The 17,617-nt window shown below is 75.1% G+C and carries 13 protein-coding genes; 6 read left to right on the top strand and 7 right to left on the bottom strand.

What is annotated here, in order from left to right; translation table 11 throughout:
* Nucleotides 1-49 precede the first annotated feature (49 nt).
* Nucleotides 50-2,470 carry a DUF5682 family protein gene (locus K304_RS27955; protein WP_078528783.1) on the bottom strand — a complete coding sequence of 807 codons (2,421 nt, stop codon included), beginning with the start codon at nt 2,468-2,470 and terminating at the stop codon, nt 50-52.
* Nucleotides 2,428-3,516: an ATP-binding protein gene (locus K304_RS0107910; protein ID WP_106965548.1), complete on the bottom strand. Its 1,089-nt coding sequence runs from the start codon at nt 3,514-3,516 to the stop codon at nt 2,428-2,430. Before K304_RS0107910 ends, K304_RS27955 begins: the two co-directional genes overlap by 43 nt.
* A gap of 139 nt (nt 3,517-3,655) precedes the next feature.
* Here K304_RS0107910 and K304_RS0107915 point away from each other — a divergent pair, with 139 nt between their 5' ends.
* Together K304_RS0107915 and K304_RS0107920 are read left to right on the top strand one after the other, a co-directional pair.
* Entirely contained in the window at nt 3,656-5,086 is a 1,431-nt protein-coding gene (locus K304_RS0107915; RefSeq protein WP_037789558.1) for an SWIM zinc finger family protein, read from the top strand.
* 62 nt (nt 5,087-5,148) lie between these two features.
* Complete coding sequence (locus K304_RS0107920) at nt 5,149-6,747, top strand: DUF5691 domain-containing protein (RefSeq protein WP_027763303.1); 1,599 nt, start codon at nt 5,149-5,151, stop codon at nt 6,745-6,747.
* Nucleotides 6,748-6,960: 213 nt separating this feature from the next.
* On the opposite strand, the gene icmB is transcribed toward K304_RS0107920, so the two are convergent.
* On the bottom strand, nt 6,961-7,371 hold the full coding sequence (icmB, locus tag K304_RS0107925; protein ID WP_027763304.1) for a coenzyme B12-dependent isobutyryl CoA mutase small subunit: 411 nt from the start codon (nt 7,369-7,371) through the stop codon (nt 6,961-6,963).
* A gap of 210 nt (nt 7,372-7,581) precedes the next feature.
* Here icmB and K304_RS27960 point away from each other — a divergent pair, with 210 nt between their 5' ends.
* On the top strand, nt 7,582-8,430 hold the full coding sequence (locus K304_RS27960) for an alpha/beta fold hydrolase (protein WP_051308101.1): 849 nt from the start codon (nt 7,582-7,584) through the stop codon (nt 8,428-8,430).
* Between the two features lie 324 nt (nt 8,431-8,754).
* A complete protein-coding gene (locus K304_RS0107935) occupies nt 8,755-10,590 on the top strand; it encodes a M23 family metallopeptidase (RefSeq protein ID WP_027763305.1) in 1,836 nt (611 codons plus the stop codon).
* Between the two features lie 125 nt (nt 10,591-10,715).
* Here K304_RS0107935 and pcrA read toward each other — a convergent pair whose 3' ends face one another.
* Entirely contained in the window at nt 10,716-13,253 is a 2,538-nt protein-coding gene (gene pcrA / locus K304_RS0107940; protein WP_027763306.1) for a DNA helicase PcrA, read from the bottom strand.
* Between the two features lie 187 nt (nt 13,254-13,440).
* Here pcrA and K304_RS0107945 point away from each other — a divergent pair, with 187 nt between their 5' ends.
* On the top strand, nt 13,441-14,556 hold the full coding sequence (locus K304_RS0107945; protein ID WP_027763307.1) for an NlpC/P60 family protein: 1,116 nt from the start codon (nt 13,441-13,443) through the stop codon (nt 14,554-14,556).
* A 66-nt stretch (nt 14,557-14,622) separates the two neighbouring features.
* Here the strand turns inward: K304_RS0107945 and K304_RS0107950 are convergent, their stop codons facing one another.
* Entirely contained in the window at nt 14,623-14,976 is a 354-nt protein-coding gene (locus tag K304_RS0107950) for a hypothetical protein (protein WP_027763308.1), read from the bottom strand.
* Nucleotides 14,977-15,200: 224 nt separating this feature from the next.
* Between K304_RS0107950 and K304_RS0107955 the strand changes: the two genes are divergently transcribed.
* Nucleotides 15,201-15,716 (top strand): DoxX family protein, encoded by a 516-nt coding sequence (locus tag K304_RS0107955; RefSeq protein ID WP_027763309.1) that lies wholly within the window; start codon nt 15,201-15,203, stop codon nt 15,714-15,716.
* Between the two features lie 57 nt (nt 15,717-15,773).
* On the opposite strand, the gene K304_RS32770 is transcribed toward K304_RS0107955, so the two are convergent.
* Together K304_RS32770 and K304_RS27965 are read right to left on the bottom strand one after the other, a co-directional pair.
* A complete protein-coding gene (locus K304_RS32770) occupies nt 15,774-16,022 on the bottom strand; it encodes a hypothetical protein (RefSeq protein WP_027763310.1) in 249 nt (82 codons plus the stop codon).
* Nucleotides 16,019-17,488: a PspC domain-containing protein gene (locus K304_RS27965; RefSeq protein WP_078528785.1), complete on the bottom strand. Its 1,470-nt coding sequence runs from the start codon at nt 17,486-17,488 to the stop codon at nt 16,019-16,021. Before K304_RS27965 ends, K304_RS32770 begins: the two co-directional genes overlap by 4 nt.
* Between the last annotated feature and the right edge of the window lie 129 nt (nt 17,489-17,617).

Here is a 17,617-nt window from a genome sequence, read left to right on the forward strand (position 1 = left end):
GCGACGGGCGACCCGCTCGGGGCAGCAGCCCGCCTCCCCGTCAGCCCCTTCACGGCGCGGCCAGCAGCAGCCGCAGCGTGGGCAGCACCGCATCCGCGCGCTCCGCGTCGGCACCGGGGCCGAACCCGGGGAGCGCCCCGGACCCCGCGCCCCGGGCGCCGCCCGCCACCGCGGGACCGCGGCGCAGCAGCTCCCCCAACGTCCGCCGTACACCCGCCTCGTACTCCGCGAACGTCCGGCGCAGCAGCGGCAGCACCTCCGTGAAGGCGTCCGGGGCGATGGAGATCAGCCAGCGGTCCACGAGACCGAGCAGCCGTTCGTCGTGCGCGAGGAGCATGCCGCCACCGGCGAGGAAGCCCTCGATCCACGCCGCCGCCTCCAGCGGGGGCGTCCCCGGAGACAGGGCGAGCCCCAGCAGCCGGGCCGCCTCGCCGTCCGCGAGCCTCCCGTCGTCGAGGAGCAGCCGCACGCACCGGCCGCGCAGCAGCCCCGGGACGCGCTCCCGGTCGGCCAGGGTGCGGAGCACGCGCCGCCAGCGGTCCGGGAGTTCCGCTGCGCCGGGCACCCCCTCCTGCTGAGCGAGCAGTGCGATCGCGTGGTGCGCGGTGTCGAGGTGTTCCCTCATCTGCGCGGCCCCGTCCGCGTCGAGTCCTGCGCAGGCGGGCGGCAGGCCGACGCCGACCCGTTCGGCGAGGCCCACGGCGACCTGCGCGGGGGCCGCAGCGTCCGTGCCGCGCACGTCCCCGTACCGGACGGTCCGCACCAGGGCGGGCAGTGCCTGCACCAGGTGGCCGATGTCGGCGTCCAGCGCCGCCCGGTCGGCGAGGGTCCGCATCACGACCGGCAGCGCGTCCGGCAGATCCGCCAGCAGGCACTGTTCCGCGAGAGTGGTGACGTCGGCCAGGGCACGCGCGGCGACGGCCGCCGAGCGGGCCTTGGCCGTCGCCGCGGCCAGGACGGTCGTGCCCCAGACGCCCGCCTCCGCCGTGCGGACGGCGAGTTCGGGCTCCCAGCGCAGCCGCCAGCTCTCCCGGAAGGTGCCGGTGTGGGCGGAGCGCGAGACCGCGGGGCTGCCCCAGCGCACCCCGAGCAGCCGCAGGCGGTGCAGCAGACGGCTGCGTGCGGCGTCGGTCTCCTTCCGCAGGTCGAGGTCGAGGTCGCGGTCGGACGCCTCCGGCCGCAGGCGCAGCGACTTCTGCTGCCGCGTCAGGTCGCGGTGCAGCGGGACCGCCGGGGCGTCGTCGGGCACCTCGCCGAGTACGTCGCCGACGACCAGCCGGTCGCGGACGAGGTGCAGCGGGACCTCGGAGCCCTCGCACAGCACGGCCCGCGCCGCGTCAATCGTCTCGGTGAGCCCCGCCAGCGGGCGGCCGCGGAGCGCGGCGAGAGTGTCGGCGAGGCGGACGGCCTCGATCACGTGGGCCGAGGAGACGAGCAGGTCCTCGTCGCGCAGCAGCCCGGCGATCCGGGTCATCCAGCGTTCCACGGGCCGGTCGGGCGCGGTGAAGAGGTGGCCGTACCAGCCCGGCGAGTCGATGCCGGCGCCGTAGCCGCTCTGCCGGGCGAGGCGGCGGTGGGTCCACGGCACCCACGTCACCTCGACCCGCGCCTTGGGGAGCCCGCGCAGCAGCGCCCGGTCGTCCGCGACCTTCACGGACCGGGCCAGCGCCGGGACGTGCCAGGCGCCGCACACGACGGCGACGTGCTCGTCGCCGTAGGCGCGGCGGGCCTCGCGCAGCCGCAGGCGCATGTGCGCCTCGCGGACGAGATCCCGCTCGTGTCCGTCCTCGCCGTGCGCCGCGCGGAGTGCGGCCATCGCCTCGCCGAGCGCCGCGAAGGGCGCGAACGGGTCCGGGTCTCCGGTCCCGTCGCCGCGGGGCCGGCCGCGGTGCTCGACGACGTCCTCCCACCACCGCTCGGGGTCGTCGTAGCCGGCCGTCTCGGCGAGGACCGCGACCGGGTCGAGACGGGCGGCACCGGATGCGGCTCCGTGCGCGCGGGGTGTCGCGTCCTCCTCGTCGCCCGGCTGTGCGGGCTCCGGCTCTGCCTCCGGGGCCGCTTCCGGGTCCGGTTCAAGGCCCGCTTCGTCGCCGTCGCCGTCGCCGCCGCCGAGGGCGAGGGTGTGGGCGGCGGGCAGGTCGATGAACCTCACGGGGACCCCGCGGGCCAGCGCCCACCGGACGGCGACCCACTCCGGCGAGAAGTCGGCCAGCGGCCAGAACGCCGCCCGGCCCGGCTCGGCCGGGACGTGCGCCAGCAGCGCGACCGGCGGCCGCATGCCCGGGTCGGCGGCGAGCGGCAGGACGTCGTCCGCCTCCGGCGGCCCCTCGACGAGGAGGATCTTCGGCGCCCGGGCGTCGAGGGCCGCCCGTACCGCGCGGGCGGAGCCCGGCCCGTGGTGGCGGACGCCCAGCAGCAGCGGCCCGCTCACTCGGACACCTCGCGGCAGGCGCGGTAGAAGTCCTTCCACCCCTCCCGCTCGCGCACCACGGCCTCCAGGTACTCCTGCCACACCACGCGGTCGGACGCCGGGTCGCGGACGACAGCGCCGAGGATGCCGGCCGCGACGTCGCCGGCGCGCAGCACGCCGTCGCCGAAGTGCGCGGCCAGCGCGAGCCCTCCGGTGACCACCGAGATCGCCTCGGCCGTCGAGAGCGTGCCGGACGGCGACTTGACCTTCGTGCGGCCGTCGGCGGTGACGCCGTCCCGCAGTTCACGGAAGACGGTGACGACGCGACGGATCTCGTCGACGCCGTCGGGCAGCGCCGGCAGGTCCAGGGACCGTCCGAGCTGGTCGACGCGGCGGGCGACGATGTCCACCTCCGCCTCGGCGGTGGCCGGGAGCGGCAGCACCACGGTGTTGAACCGTCGGCGCAGGGCGCTGGACAGCTCGTTGACGCCGCGGTCGCGATCGTTGGCCGTGGCGATGAGGTTGAAGCCGCGCACCGCCTGCACCTCCTCGCCCAGCTCCGGTATCGGGAGGGTCTTCTCCGACAGGATGGTGATCAACGTGTCCTGCACGTCGGCCGGCATGCGGGTCAGCTCCTCGACGCGGGCGGTCATGCCGTCCGCCATGGCCCGCATCACCGGGCTGGGCACCAGGGCGTCCCGGCTCGGCCCGTGCGCGAGGAGCTGGGCGTAGTTCCACCCGTACCGGACGGCCTCCTCCGGGGTGCCGGCCGTGCCCTGCACCAGCAGGGTGGAGTCGCCGCTGACGGCGGCGGCCAGGTGCTCGGACACCCAGGTCTTCGCGGTGCCCGGCACACCGAGGAGCAGCAGCGCACGGTCGGTGGCCAGGGTGGTGACGGCGACCTCGACGATGCGGCGCGGGCCCACGTACTTGGGGGTGACGACCGTGCCGTCGGCCAGGGTGCCGCCGAGCAGGTAGGTCGCCACGGCCCACGGTGACAGCCGCCAGCGCTCGGGGCGCGGCCGGTCGTCGGCGGCCGCGAGCGCCTTCAGCTCGTCGGCGAAGGCGTCCTCGGCGTGCGGTCGCAGGGCATGCGTCTCGGTCACAACTCCCCCTCGGCGTGCAACGGATCGATGTGGTCCCACCTTGCACGGCAGCACTGACAGTGGTCGCCTGAAAGAGCGTCACCGCAGGTCGGAGAGTGGTCCCGACGGATTGTCAGTGGCGGGTCCTACCGTCGGTGACATGAGTGGTCAGGGGGTCCGCTGGACAGCGGAACAGGTGCTCGCGCTGGCGCCCGACGCGTCGTCGCGGAAGAGCGGCAGCCGGCTCGCGGCGCCCGGCCCGTGGTCGGAGGCGGGCAGCGGGGACGACGCGGTGTGGGGGCTGTGCAAGGGCAGCGGCAGGACGCCGTACCAGGCGGTCGTGGACCTCGCGGGAGGCGACGGGCCGGGATACCGGTGCAGTTGCCCCAGCCGCAAGTTCCCCTGCAAGCACGCGCTGGCCCTGCTCCTGCTGTGGGCGGGCGCGGAGCCGTGCGTGGAGGAGGGCGCCGAGCCGCCCCCGTGGGCGGCGGAGTGGCTGAACGGGCGGCGCGCGCGGGCCTCCGCCCGTGCCGCCGGCGCGGGGGCGACCGGGGGGAACGGCTCGTCCGACGGCGACGGAGCCGCGGCCGGGCGAGGGGCAGGAGACCCGCAGGCGGCCCGGCGGCGCGCCGAACGGCGCACCGCCGCGATCACCGCCGGGGCGACGGAGCTGGAGCAACGCCTGGCGGACCTGCTGGGCCGCGGCCTGGCGGGAGCCGACGGCGCGGGCTACGGCGAGTGGGAGCAGACGGCCGCCCGCATGGTCGACGCCCAGGCCCCCGGCCTGGCAGGGCGGGTGCGGGAGTTGGGCGCCGTCGCCGCCTCCGGGCCCGGCTGGCCGGACCGGCTGCTCGCGGAGTGCGCGCTGCTGCACCTGCTCGCCCGGGGCTGGCGCGCGGCGCACGACGGCGGGCTCCCCGAGCCGCTCGCCGCGACGGTACGGGCCCGGACGGGCCTGAACCTGGACGCGGCGGCGGTGCTCGCCGAAGCGGCAGACGCAGACGGGAGCCTGCGGCGTGACGCGTGGCTCGTCCTCGCCCAACGGGACACCGAGGAGGGCAGGCTGACCGCCCGCCGGATATGGCTGCACGGGCGCGCCTCGGGACGGCCCGCCCTGCTGCTCGCCTTCGGCGCCGCCGGACGCGCACCGCAGATCACGCTGCCCGTCGGCACCGTGCTCGACGCCGATCTGGCCTACTACCCGGGCGCCGCGCCGCTGCGGGCCGCCCTGGGCGAACGGCGGTCGGCGCCGTCCGCGGGCTTCGTCCCGCCCGGCGGCAGCACGGACGACGCGCTCGCCGCCTACGGCGCCGCGCTGGCCGAGGACCCGTGGCTCGACGGGTGGCCGGTCGTGCTGCGGGACGTGGTGCCGGTACGCCCGGCGGAGCGCGGCGGGTGGCAGCTGGCGGACGCGGACGGGGACGCGGCGCTCCCGGTCGCGCCCGCAGTTCCGGAGTCCCGGCTGTGGCGGCTCGTCGCCCTCTCCGGGGGCGGTCCCGTCACGGTGTTCGGGGAGTGCGGGCACCGGGGCTTCGCCCCGCACACGGCCTGGGCGCCCGGCCCCGGCGAGACCACGGCGGTGCCGCTGTGACCGCGCCCGCCCGCGAGGCGTGGGCGCCGCAGCCGGAAGCCGATGGACGGAGGGACGAGAGCGTGGACGCACCGACGACCCCCTGGAGCGAGCTGCTGGGCGCCGCCCTGCTCGGCGCCGAGCGGAGGCCGCCACCGGGCGGCAGCACCGTCGCGCTGCTGGACGCCGCCGCCGTGGCGACCGTCCGGCGCCGCGCCGGAGCGCGGCCCGCGCAGGCCGGGCCACGCCTCGACCCCGCGCCGCCGGACGAGCGGCCACCGCTCCCCGAGGCGGCGGCCGACCGGCTGACCCTGCTGCTCGCCCACCGCGTCGCCGGGCCGGGCGGCGGTCGTCGCGGCACCGCACCCGACCTCGCCGAACTGCTGCCGCAGTGGCTGGCCGTGGCCAACCGGCACGGCTACCGCGCGCCGTACGCCCTGCTGCCCGCGCTGCTCGACGCCGCCCGCGCCCGCACGGACCTGCGCGCCCAGACCCTCGCCTTCGGCGGCCCGCGGGCGCGCTGGCTGGCGCGGCTGAACCAGGACTGGAAGTTCGCCCTCCGCAACGCGGGCGGCGTCGCGGAGGACGCCCAGCCCGACCGGCGGCTCTGGGAGGAGGGCCTCTTCGCCGAGCGCGTCTCCCTGCTCGGCTCCCTGCGCCGCCGTGACGCCGCGGCCGGGCTCGCGCTGCTGGAGAGCACGTGGACGACGGAGCGGGCCGAGGACCGGCTGATGTTCCTCGACACGCTCCGGGACGGCCTGTCGCCCGTGGACGAGCCGTTTCTCGAGCGTGCCCTCACCGACCGGAGCCGGACGGTGCGGGCGACGGCGGCCGAACTGCTCTCCGGGCTGCCCGGCTCCGCGCTCGCCACCCGGATGGCCGAGCGAGCCCGCTCGTGCGTCGCCCCCGACCGCACGCGGGCGCGGGACGCGGACGGCCGGCCGGCGCCCGACGGCGCCGCGATCGCCGTCGAGGCGCCGCACGAATGCGACGCGGCGATGCAGCGGGACGGCGTCGTGCCGAGACCGCCGTCCGGGCGGGGCGAGCGGGCCTGGTGGCTCGGCCAGGTCGTGGAGGCCACCCCGCTGGGCACCTGGACGGACCGCTTCGGCGGCCGCACGGCGACGGAGATCGTCGCCCTGCCGGTGGCCGACGGCTGGCGTGAGGACCTGCACGCCGCCTGGTGCCGTGCGGCGGTGCGTCAGCGGGACGTCGCGTGGGCCAGGGCCCTCGTCGGGGCGCCCGCGGCGCCGCCCGCACAGGGGCCGGGCGATCCGGCGAAGCTGCTCACCGTGCTGCCGGCCGACGAGCGGGCGGCCTGGGCGGCCGGTTTCATCGCGGCGCACGGACTCTCCGACGCCTTCCGGATACTCGGCGTGTGCGGAGTGCCGTGGTCGGGTGGTCTGGGCAGAGCGGTGATGGACGCCCTGGAGATCGCCCGCGACGCGGGCAGCTACCCGTGGAGCTTCAGCGGTGTGCTGGGGCTGGCGGAGCGGTGCCTGGACCCGGCCGACGCGGAGCGGCTGGCTCCGCTCGCGGCGCTACCGGACGAACCGCGGGACGGCTCCCCGGGCGCCGGCGGCTACTGGGCGGAGGCGTTCCAGCGACTCGTGGCCACCTTGCGGATGCGCGCGACGATGCTCGCCGAACTCAGCCCGGTGGAATCCCGCCCCTCGCCCTGATCCCGGGCCCCTCACGCCACGGGTCCCGGACTCCAGCGATCCGGCGCGCCGCCGGCGGCGGCGCGGCCGAGGGGGGAGCGCCATCGGCGACCGGTGGCGGGAGCCACCTGCGGCGCCCGCCTCCGAGGGCGACCCGTCGGCGAGCAGGGGGCGGTGCTGGTCTCCGCGTGGCGAGCGGTGCGGCCGGAAGGGGCACCCGGCTTCGGGGAAGCGCTACGCCGCGAGGTCGCGGACGTTGCCGCGGACCCAGGCGACGACGTCACCCGTGGGGGCGCCGGGCGTGAAGATCTCCGCGACGCCCTGCTCCTTCAGCGGCGCGATGTCGTCCTCGGGGATGATCCCGCCGCCGAACACCTTGATGTCCAGCGCGTCGCGCTCCCGCAGCAGCTCGAGGACCTTGGCGAAGAGGGTGTTGTGCGCGCCGGAGAGGATGGAGAGACCGATCGCGTCGGCGTCCTCCTGGATCGCCGTGTCGACGATCTGCTCGGGCGTCTGGTGCAGGCCCGTGTAGATGACCTCCATGCCCGCGTCACGCAGCGCCCGCGCGATGACCTTCGCGCCGCGGTCATGGCCGTCGAGACCCGGCTTGGCGACCACCACGCGGATCGGACCCGACACACCCATCACTGCCTCCATACTCGCGACGCGCCCCGGGACGGCATCCGGCCCACCCAGGTGAACGAACGTTATCGCCCCTCTCACCCATCCTGGCAGTTTCGCGGCACGGAGGGAGGGGGAAATCACACCAAGGACCGCACAAGATCGCGTATTCGGGGCACTCGCCGTCTCCAGACGGCGCCGAGCCCGAGGGCGCGGATCGGGAGGTGGTTGGCCATGTCGGGAATGCCGTTCCTGCGCGCGGCGACACGCGAGGCGCTGGCACTGACCGGGCACCTACTGCTCTACCCGACCGGCATATGCCCCGAGCGGGACCCCGACCTCGAGGAAGCACAACCCACCGCGACCCTCTCCACGCGGGGCGTGTCCGCCCCGCCCGTGCTGCTGCTGCACGGCTTCTGCGACAACCGTTCCACGTTCGTGATGCTTCGCCGGTCGCTCCTGGGGAACGGCTGGCCGCACGTGTACTGCCTGAACCACTCCCCGCTCACCTGGGACATCCACGAGGCCGTCGAGACCCTCGACGCACGGGTGAAGGAGATCTGCCGCCGCACCGGTCATGAGCGCGTGGACGTCGTGGGCCACAGCCTGGGCGGCCTCATCGGCCGCTGCTACGTGCAACTGCACGGCGGCGACGCCCACGTCCGCACCCTGGTCACTCTCGGCACGCCGCACACGGGCACCTACACCGCTGCGGCGCTCACCCCGCACCCGGTGGCGCGCCAGATGGTGCCGGGTTCGGGGCTGCTGGAGGAGCTGGCCGCGCCGGTGCCGGGCGGCAGTCGCACCCGTTTCGTAAGCGTGTGGGGCGACCACGACCTGTTCGTGGTGCCGGTGCGAAGCGGCAGGCTGGAGCACCCCGATCTCGCGGTGACCAACGTGCGGGTGCGGGGCGTCGGACACCTCATGCTCCCGGTGGACCGCACGGTCGCCGCCTGGATCCGGGACGAACTCGCCGACGGCCACGGCGCGGAGGCGGACGCCGCCCAGGGGGGCGACGCCGCGGCGGGCGCCACCGAACCGGGCGGCACGCACCTCGACACGCCCGCCTCCGGAGCCGCCTGAGCCCAGGCCCGCCGGGACGCCGCGCACCCACCGTGACGACCGGCCGGTCGCCGCGCTTCGGCACGTCTGATCCGCCGGGCGACCCCCTGAACTTGCGAGATTCGCGGCAGGGGTGGCGCACAGCGCCCCGGAACCCCTCCGTACGCTGGCCGAACGCTTCTCGAACGCCCCGCCGAGTACGGACTCCCAGCGCGGCGATAGGCGAGCGAATGCCCGTTTCACGCCCGCCCGAAACCTGAGGAAGATTGTCGCCGCCGCATACCGCCGGGTACAGTCACCGCACTTGCTCCGCCCCTTGCTGTCGAGGCGAAAGAGAAGTTGGTGGTGAACGACCGTCACCCGGCGGGAGATTCCTTCCCGGCCGACCCCGGTGCCGATTACTCGTCCGCGGGCTACGACTCCGCGCACTACGAGCAGTCGGCATACGGCACCTACGGGACCGCGGCCTACGCCACCGCCACCCAGCACGACGCCTGGTCCACCGGCGCGTACGACACCCACGGCACCGGCTACGCGCCGGACGGGGGTTACTACGGGGACCCCCTCTACGGACCCGTCCCCGGCACGGACGCCCTCCACGCGGGCGGCTGTCCGGCCCCGTCCTACGACGGGACCGGCAACGAGTTCCACGGCACGGACGGTTACGGCACCGCGTACGACACCTACGGCACCGCCGGCCACGGTCACGCCACCGGCGCGTACGACACGCCCGCCTGGACCGACGGCTCCGGAACGGACTACTCCGGCGCGGGTTTCATCCCGCACCAGCCGGGGCCGGACCAGGCCGAATACGGATGGTCGGTCCCCGCCGAGGGCTCGGTCCAGTGGGACGTCAACGCGTTCGAGTCGACCGCCCCGGCCACCACCGGGCTCGACAACGCCGTGCTGGACCCCACGGCCTACGGCGCCGCCACCGGTTGGGACGGCAGCGCCTACGGCCACCAGGCCACCGACGGCTCGGGGTTCGAGGCCGGCTACGGCCCGGCCGGGTACGACCGGAACGGCTACCCCGCCGCGTACGACCAGAACGCCCAGGCCGCGTACGACCCGTCCGTGAACGACCCGACCGCCTACGGCACGGGTGCCTACGACGCCGTCGGGTGGACCGACGGCGCGGCCTACGGCACTCCCGTCGCCGACCACCAGGGCGAGGAGACCGGGCCTCACGCGGCGGAAGGCGCCGACGCGCAGGCCGCCGCGGTGGTGGATTTCCACGAGCAGCCCACAGCCGCATTCGACGCGTACGGGACGGGCGAGGAGGCCCCGGCCGGTCACCCGGATCCGGCCGGCCCGGAGCACGCCCACGACCCGGCGGACGCGTACGACCCCGTGGACCCGTACGACCCGGCCGACCCGTGCGGCGAGCCCGTCGTCACCGTCGGCTCGGAGGCGGAGCCCGAACCCGGGGCGGTGATCGCCGGACCCCAGGGCCGCGGCCGCCGCCGTTCCCCGAAACCGCGCCGCTCCGCGCTGCTCACCGTCGCCGCCCCGTCGGTCGCGGTGCTCGGCGTGGCGGGCATCGCCGCGGCCTCCGTGATTCCCGCCGGTGACGAGGAGACGGCGCAGGCCGCCCCGGACACCACCGAGGTGAAGGTCTCACCGGCGAACACCAAGCTCGACACGCAGCTCGCCGGACTCCGTGAGGCCGGCGACGACTTCGCCGACCGCGCGAGCCGTACCCAGGAGCGCATCGACCTCAAGAAGCGCCAGGAGGCGGAGCGCAAGCGGAAGGCCGCCGAGGCCGCGCGGCGCGAGGCGCTGCGGCCCAAGTTCGCCCTCCCGGTGGAGGGGTTCGGTGTCAGCGCCTACTTCGGCCAGGCCGGCATCAACTGGATGTCCGTGCACACCGGCCTGGACTTCCCCGCCTCGTACGGCACGCCGGTCAAGGCGGCGACCGACGGCACGGTCAGCACCCAGTGGAACCCGGCCTACGGCAACATGATGATCGTCACGGCCGCCGACGGCACCGAGACCTGGTACTGCCACCTCAGCAGCACCCGCATCCGGTCCGGAGCGGTGCAGGCCGGGGACGTCATCGGCTACACGGGCAACTCCGGCAACTCCACCGGCCCGCACCTGCACTTCGAGGTGCGACCGGGGGGCGGTTCCGCCGTCGACCCGCTCTCCTGGTTCCGCTCGCACGGCCTCGAGCCCAACTGACGCGCGGACACCGGCGCACACGCGCACACACGCACACGCCGACGAGGTGGGGGCGCGCGGGATGAACCCGCGCGCCCCCACGCGTCGTTCCGGCGCCGCCGCGTCCCGGGCGTCCCGGCCGCGCCTCAGAGCTTCTCGACCGGCGCATACCGCAGCAGCAGCCGCTTCGGCTTCTCGTCACCGAAGTCGATGGTGGCCTCCGCGTTGTCCCCGCCGCCGCGCACGGCCGTGACGGTGCCCAGCCCGAACGTGTCGTGGGTGACGCGGTCGCCCACGGACAGCGCCACCACCTGCCGTTCCTTCGCCCTGCGCGTCGCGAACCCGGTCGGCGCCGCACGGCGGGCCGCCCCGAGGGCCGAGGTGATGCCGGACGTCGGCGACATGCGCCCGCCGCCCGCACCGGCACCCGCACCGCTCGAGCCGTAGCCGCTGCCGGGCGCCGCCGCGGGTCCGGTGCGCTGCCACTCGACGAAAGCCGGCGGGATCTCCTCCAGGAAGCGCGACGGCGGGTTGTACTGCGGCTGGCCCCAGGCGCTGCGCAGGGTGGCCCGTGTGAGGTAGAGCCGTTCCCGGGCGCGCGTGATCCCCACGTACGCCAGGCGTCGCTCCTCCTCCAGCTCCTTGGTCTGGCCGAGTGCCCGCATGTGCGGGAAGACGCCGTCCTCCATGCCGGTGAGGAAGACGGTGGGGAACTCCAGGCCCTTTGCGGTGTGCAGCGTCATCAGGGTGATGACGCCGGGGGCGTCCTCGCCCTCCTCCGCGTCGGGGATCTGGTCGGAGTCGGCGACCAGCGCGACCTGCTCCAGGAACTCCGCCAGCGTCCCCGGGTCGTCCTCGTCCCGCTCCTGCTCGAACTCCAGCGCCACCGCGGCGAGCTCCTGGAGGTTCTCGATCCGCGTCTCGTCCTGCGGGTCCGTGGAGGCCTGGAGCTCGGCGAGGTAGCCGGTCTGCTCCAGCACGGCCTCCAGGACGGTGGCCGGGCCCGCGCCGGACTCGGCGACCGTGCGCAGCTCCTCCATCAGCGCGTTGAACCGGCGCACCGCGTTGGCCGACCGCGCCGCCATGCCGTACGCCTCGTCGACCCGGATCATGGCCTGCGGGAAGGTGATCTTCTCGCGGGCGGCGAGCGCGTCCAGCATCGCCTCCGCACGGTCGCCGATCCCCCGCTTGGGCACGTTCATGATGCGGCGCAGCGGGACGGCGTCCTCCGGGTTCGCGAGCACGCGCAGGTAGGCCAGGATGTCCCGGACCTCCCGGCGCTCGTAGAACCGCACACCGCCGACGACCTTGTACGGCAGGCCGACGCGGATGAAGATCTCCTCGAAGACGCGGGACTGGGCGTTCGTGCGGTAGAAGACCGCGACCTCGCCCGCCTTCGCCTTCCCGGCGTCGGTCAGCCGGTCGATCTCCTCGGCGACGAACTGCGCCTCGTCGTGCTCGGTGTCGGCGACGTACCCGGTGATGGAGGTGCCGCTGCCTGCCTGCGTCCACAGGTTCTTCGGGCGGCGGTTCTCGTTCCGCTCGATGACGGCGTTCGCCGCGGACAGGATCGTCTGCGTCGAGCGGTAGTTCTGCTCGAGCAGGACGGTGGTCGCGTCCGGGTAGTCCTCCTCGAACTGGAGGATGTTGCGGATCGTCGCGCCCCGGAAGGCGTAGATGGACTGGTCGGCGTCGCCGACGACGCACAGCTCGGCCTTCGGGTGCGCGCCGTCGTCGGTCTCGTGGCCCGGCTCCGGATCCGTGCCGACCAGCTCGCGCACCAGCGTGTACTGCGCGTGGTTGGTGTCCTGGTACTCGTCGACCAGCACGTGCCGGAAGCGGCGGCGGTAGTGCTCGGCGACGTCCCCGAACGCCTGCAGCAGGTGCACGGTGGTCATGATGATGTCGTCGAAGTCCAGGGCGTTGGCCTCGCGGAGCCGCGCCTGGTACATCGTGTACGCCTCGGCGAGGGTCTTCTCGTAGCCCTCGCTCGCCCTGGCCGCGAAGTCCTCCTCGTCGACCAGTTCGTTCTTCAGGTTCGAGACCTTGGCGCTGAACGCCTTCGGCGGGTACCGCTTCGGGTCGAGGTCGAGGTCCTTGCAGCACAGCGCCATCAGCCGCTTGGAGTCGGCCGCGTCGTAGATGGAGAAGCTGGAGGTGAAGCCGAGCTTCTTGCTCTCCCGGCGCAGGATGCGCACGCACGCGCTGTGGAAGGTGGACACCCACATCCGCTCGGCGCGCGGCCCGACCAACTGCTCGACGCGCTCCTTCATCTCGCCCGCCGCCTTGTTGGTGAAGGTGATGGCGAGGATCTGCCCCGGGTGCACGTGCCGCGCGGCCAGCAGGTGCGCTATCCGGTGCGTCAGCACCCGGGTCTTGCCGGAGCCGGCGCCGGCGACGATGAGCAGCGGCGAACCGTGGTGCAGCACGGCGGCGCGCTGCTGTGCGTTCATCCCCTCCAGCAGCTGCTCCGGGTCGATCACCGGACGGTGCGCGCCGTCCCGGTAGTGCGCGTCGCCGCCGCGCCCCTGGAACGACCCGGTGAAGAGGCCCTCGGGGACCTCCTCGGGCTCTGCGGGCCCACCGGACTCGGGCGGGGGCGGCGGCGCGTCGTCCGGGGCTCCGGCCACCGGGTCCGTCGGCTCGAGGTCGGCCAGGAAGCTGTCGTCGAAGAGGCTGCTCATCGTCTACGGAGTCTAGAGCGCCCCACCGACACGTCGGATCCGCCTCTGCGAGGTCACGAAAAGATATCGGACGTTTCGGTCACCGCCTTCACACCGGTCCCACAACTTCGCTACCGTGCCGTGCCAAGCAGGCACCCCCACCCCGCCGGACGGGCCCCTCCGCCGGTGACCGGAAGGAGCCGTGGCCTTGGCGTCCCACCGCAAGCCGCGCACCCGCATCCTCCAGACCGCCGCGTCCCGCAACGGCGCGGTCTCCGTCACCACGGCGGCCCTGGCCTCCGTCACGCTGCTCTCCACGCAGAGCGCCGTCGCCGACCCCCGGGACGACGAACCGACGCTGGAGGAGGTGCGGCAGCGCGTCGACACCCTCTACCGGCAGGCGGGCGCGGAGACGCAGCGCTACAACGCGGCCAAGGAGAAGGCGGACGCGCAGCGCGACAAGGTCGACGGCCTCCTCGACCAGGTCGCCCGCCGGGCCGGCGAGGTCAACGACGCCCGTCGCGCGCTCGGGCAGTACGCGGCCGCGCAGTACCGCACCGGCGGCCTCTCGGGGACCGCGACGCTGCTGCTCTCCGAGGACCCCCAGGGGTACTTCACGCAGAGGCACGTGATGAAGCGGATGACCGCGCGGCAGCAGCAGGCCGTGGAGACCTTCGCGGAGCGCAAGCAGGAGGCCGCGCGCAAGCGCGGCGAGGCGCAGCGGGAACTCTCCACGCTCACCACGTCGCAGGACAGGTTGCGGGAGAGCAAGAAGGACGTCCAGGGCAAGCTCTCCGACGCGCGCGACCTGCTGTCGGAACTGACCGCCGAGGAGAAGGCGCGGCTCGCCGCGGCCGAACGGCGGCGGGAGGCCGAGGCGCGCCGCAAGGCCGAGGAGGCGGAGCGGCGCCGCGAGGAGCAGCGGGAGCGCGAGGAGGAGGCCGGGGACCCGGGCGGCGGCGCGGACACCCCCGCGACGGGTACGGCGAAGGTGATCGCCTTCGCCGAGGCCCAGCTCGGCAAGCCGTACGTGTGGGGTGCCACCGGGCCCAACTCGTACGACTGCTCCGGACTCACCCAGGACGCCTGGGCGGCCGCCGGGGTGAGCCTGCCGCGCACCACCTACGACCAGGTCGAGGTCGGCACGACCGTGCCCCGGTCGCAGATGCAGCCCGGCGACCTCGTCTTCTTCTACGCGGACGTGACCCACGTCGGCATCTACGTGGGGAACGGCCAGATGATCCACGCCCCGAAGCCGGGCGACGTGATCAAGTACGAGTCGATCGACTACATGCCCTTCCACAGCGCGGTCCGCCCGGCCTGAACGGGAGCCCGAACGGGAGTCCGTCCCGGAGCCCGGCTCCCACGGCCCGGGGCGGCGCGCGGCCTGCTACGTCCAGAGCACGGCGATGAACACGTTCGCCGTGGTCAGGGCGCCGATGGCGCCGAAGAGCGGTGCCGGGAGCCGCTCCTCGTCCCGCTTGACGTAGACCAGCCCGAGGATCACCACCAGCAGCGCCAGCTTGAGGGCGATCTTCGGATTGTTGACAGTCATGTCGTCCCACTGCTTGAGGCCGATCATCACCATGCCGGTGACCAGCATCAGCAGGGCGCCGTGCAGCATGGCGGGCACCACCCGGGCCTCGCCCGCGGCCATCGCCTTCATCTGGACGAGGAACCCGCCGAGCAGCGCGGCGATCCCCAGGATGTGCAGCCCGACGCATACGTCGATCAGGGTTTCCATGGCCCCGGAGCCTAACTGCGCCCCGCCGGGGCGCAGTCGGCGCCCTGTCGGGGGCACGGGCCGCGCCCTGGCGGCCGTCGTTCCGGCACTCGCGTCTGAACGCCTCCCCTTCCCCTCACGTACTCCGCGGTGGTAGTCCGACGGCAGCAGCGGGCATGACCACAACAGCCGTACCCGGCACCGGCCGGAACGCGGCGCAGCGGGAAGGCGGGATCACGATGCCGATGACGACGGACCTGGAACGGGCCGAGGGCCCGACCGGTATACGCGGCGCGCTCGCGCGCTCCGCACTGCTGCCACTGCGCCTCTTCCTCGGTGGCACGTTCGTCTACGCCGGCCTCGACAAGCTCACCGACCCCGGCTTCCTCTCCGGCACCGGGCCCGGCTCGCTGACCGCCATGCTCGAGGGCGTCCGCGAGACGGCCGGCGCCGAGTGGATGGTCGACCTCGCGCTGAAGAGCCCGGAGGGCTTCGGCTACGCGATCGCCTTCGGCGAGATCGCCGTGGGCGCCGGAGCCCTGGTCGGCCTCCTCACCCGCCTCGCGGCGCTCGGCGGCGCGCTGATCTCCCTCTCCTTCTGGCTGACCGTGACCTGGTCGACGGAGCCGTACTACTACGGCAACGACCTGGCGTACCTGATGGCCTGGACGCCGCTGCTGCTGGCGGGCGCGGGGCGACTGTCCCTCGACTCCGCGCTCGCCGGCCGGCGCCGACGCCGGGGCCGCGCCCTCTACGGCTGACGCCCGCACCGTCGGCCGGGCCCCACGCACCGCGTTGCCCGCCCGCGACGGGCGTGATCAGTCGGGGGCGGGCGCCCCGGCGCGGCGACGGCGGCGGGTCCGGGCGTGGCGCGTCCGGGCGTGGCGGAGAAGGACGGTGGTCACCGCCACCACGGCGCCGAGCATCAGCGTGGCGGGCACCATGAGGGCGAGCGGCGCGGGGTGAACGCCGATCACGCCGAGCCCGTCCAGCAGGTACACGACGGCTGCTCCGCACAGCAGGATCCCCATGGCAAGCCGTGCCGGCTCGAAACGGTGCCGGGTCATCGCGCGCCCTCCTCGCCGGTCCGTGGTCGCTCCGTCCGTTCGACGACGACCTCGCCGACGCCGACGTCCAGGTCGAGGGTCAGCGTGCCCTGCGGCTCCGCGCCCTCCGGCGGCGGCAGCGTACGTGTGGCCGTCACGCCGAGGCCGCCGCCCGTCGCGTCGGCCGGCCCACCCGGGCGGCCGGGCTCCGGCGCGCCGTCGCGGTCTCCGGGGTCGGGGACGGGCGGGGCGGGGGCGGCGGACGCCGGCTCCAGCCGGTAGCCGCCGACGCCGACCTCGATGTCCGCCCGCACCACGACGTCGTCGGGCACCAGCACCCGCAGTTCGCCCGCGCCGAGCCGGGCCCGCGTCCGCAGGCCGTCGCCCGCGCCGGGACGCACCCGGCTCAGGTCGAGCGTCGCGCGACCGGTGCCCTGTTCGTAGTGGGGGGCGACGGCGGCCGCCGAGACGGGCGCCCAGCGGCGTTCCTCCCAGTCGGCGGCGATGTCCTGCGGCAGCAGGGAGGCGGCCGCGAGGGCGAGCCCGGTGACCAGGACCATGAAGAGCGTGCCGCCGCCGACGCGCCCGGTGAAAGCGGTGACGGCCAGCGCGAGGCCGTACACCAGAAGCGCGCAGGAGAGGCCGATGACCAGGCTGTCCGCGAGGAGCCAGCGGCTGCCCAGGGCGATGCCGAAGGCCGCCAGGCCGACGACCGAGGCCAGGGCGAAGACCGGCCCGCCGGACGACCGGCGTTCCCGCTGCCTTCGCCGGAAGGCCGCCTTGTCGGCGGCGGTGTACGCGCTCTCGGTGTCCGGCCCCCACAGGTAGCCGCTCTCCCTGGCGGGGGTGCCGTCCTTCGTGAGCGGCTCGCGCCACCACGAGGGCGTCGACGGCACCGGGGGCGCCTGCGTCTCCGGGGGCGCGTCCGCCACGGCATGCGCCGTGGCCGGGTCCACGGACGCCCCCTCCGCGCCCACCGCCTCCGCCCGGCGCCGCTGCGACCAGTACGCGGCACCACCCACCGCGCCCGCCACCAGCAGGGAGAACGAGGTGTAGCCGGCCCGCAGGGAGGCCAGGAACAGGCCGCAGCCCACCAGGGCGACGAGGATCGCCGACAGCGACGCCCCGTCCACCCGCGCGGACAGCAGGCGGCGCAGCTCGTTCTCGCGCTCTCCCTCGGCGGGCACGATGAGCCAGGCGAAGCCGTAGAAGACCAGACCGAGGCCGCCGATCAGCGACAGCACGGCGACCGGCACCCGGAAGACGACCGGGTCGAGGTCGAAGTACCGGCCGAGGCCGCCGCAGACACCGCCGACCACCTTGTGGCGGCTGCTGCGCAGCAGCCGCCCCGGCCGCTCGGGTGCATCGGGCCGGTCCGGCCGCCGCGGAGCGTCCAGTCCGTCCGGAGCCGCAGTGCCGTCCGTCGCCGGCGCCTCCTTGCGCAGGCTCGGGCCCGGCGGGGACGGCGGCTGCGGAGCGTCGTTCATGCGCCCCATGCTCCCCCGCCGCCGCGCCCCGCGGCATCGGGGCCCGACCCGGAGGCGACCCTGAGATCGGCGTGCACCGGGTCCCGGCGGGCGCGGGGCGGGCCGGGGCGGGCCGGGCGCGGGGCGGGG

Source organism: Streptomyces sp. CNS606, assembly GCF_000426325.1.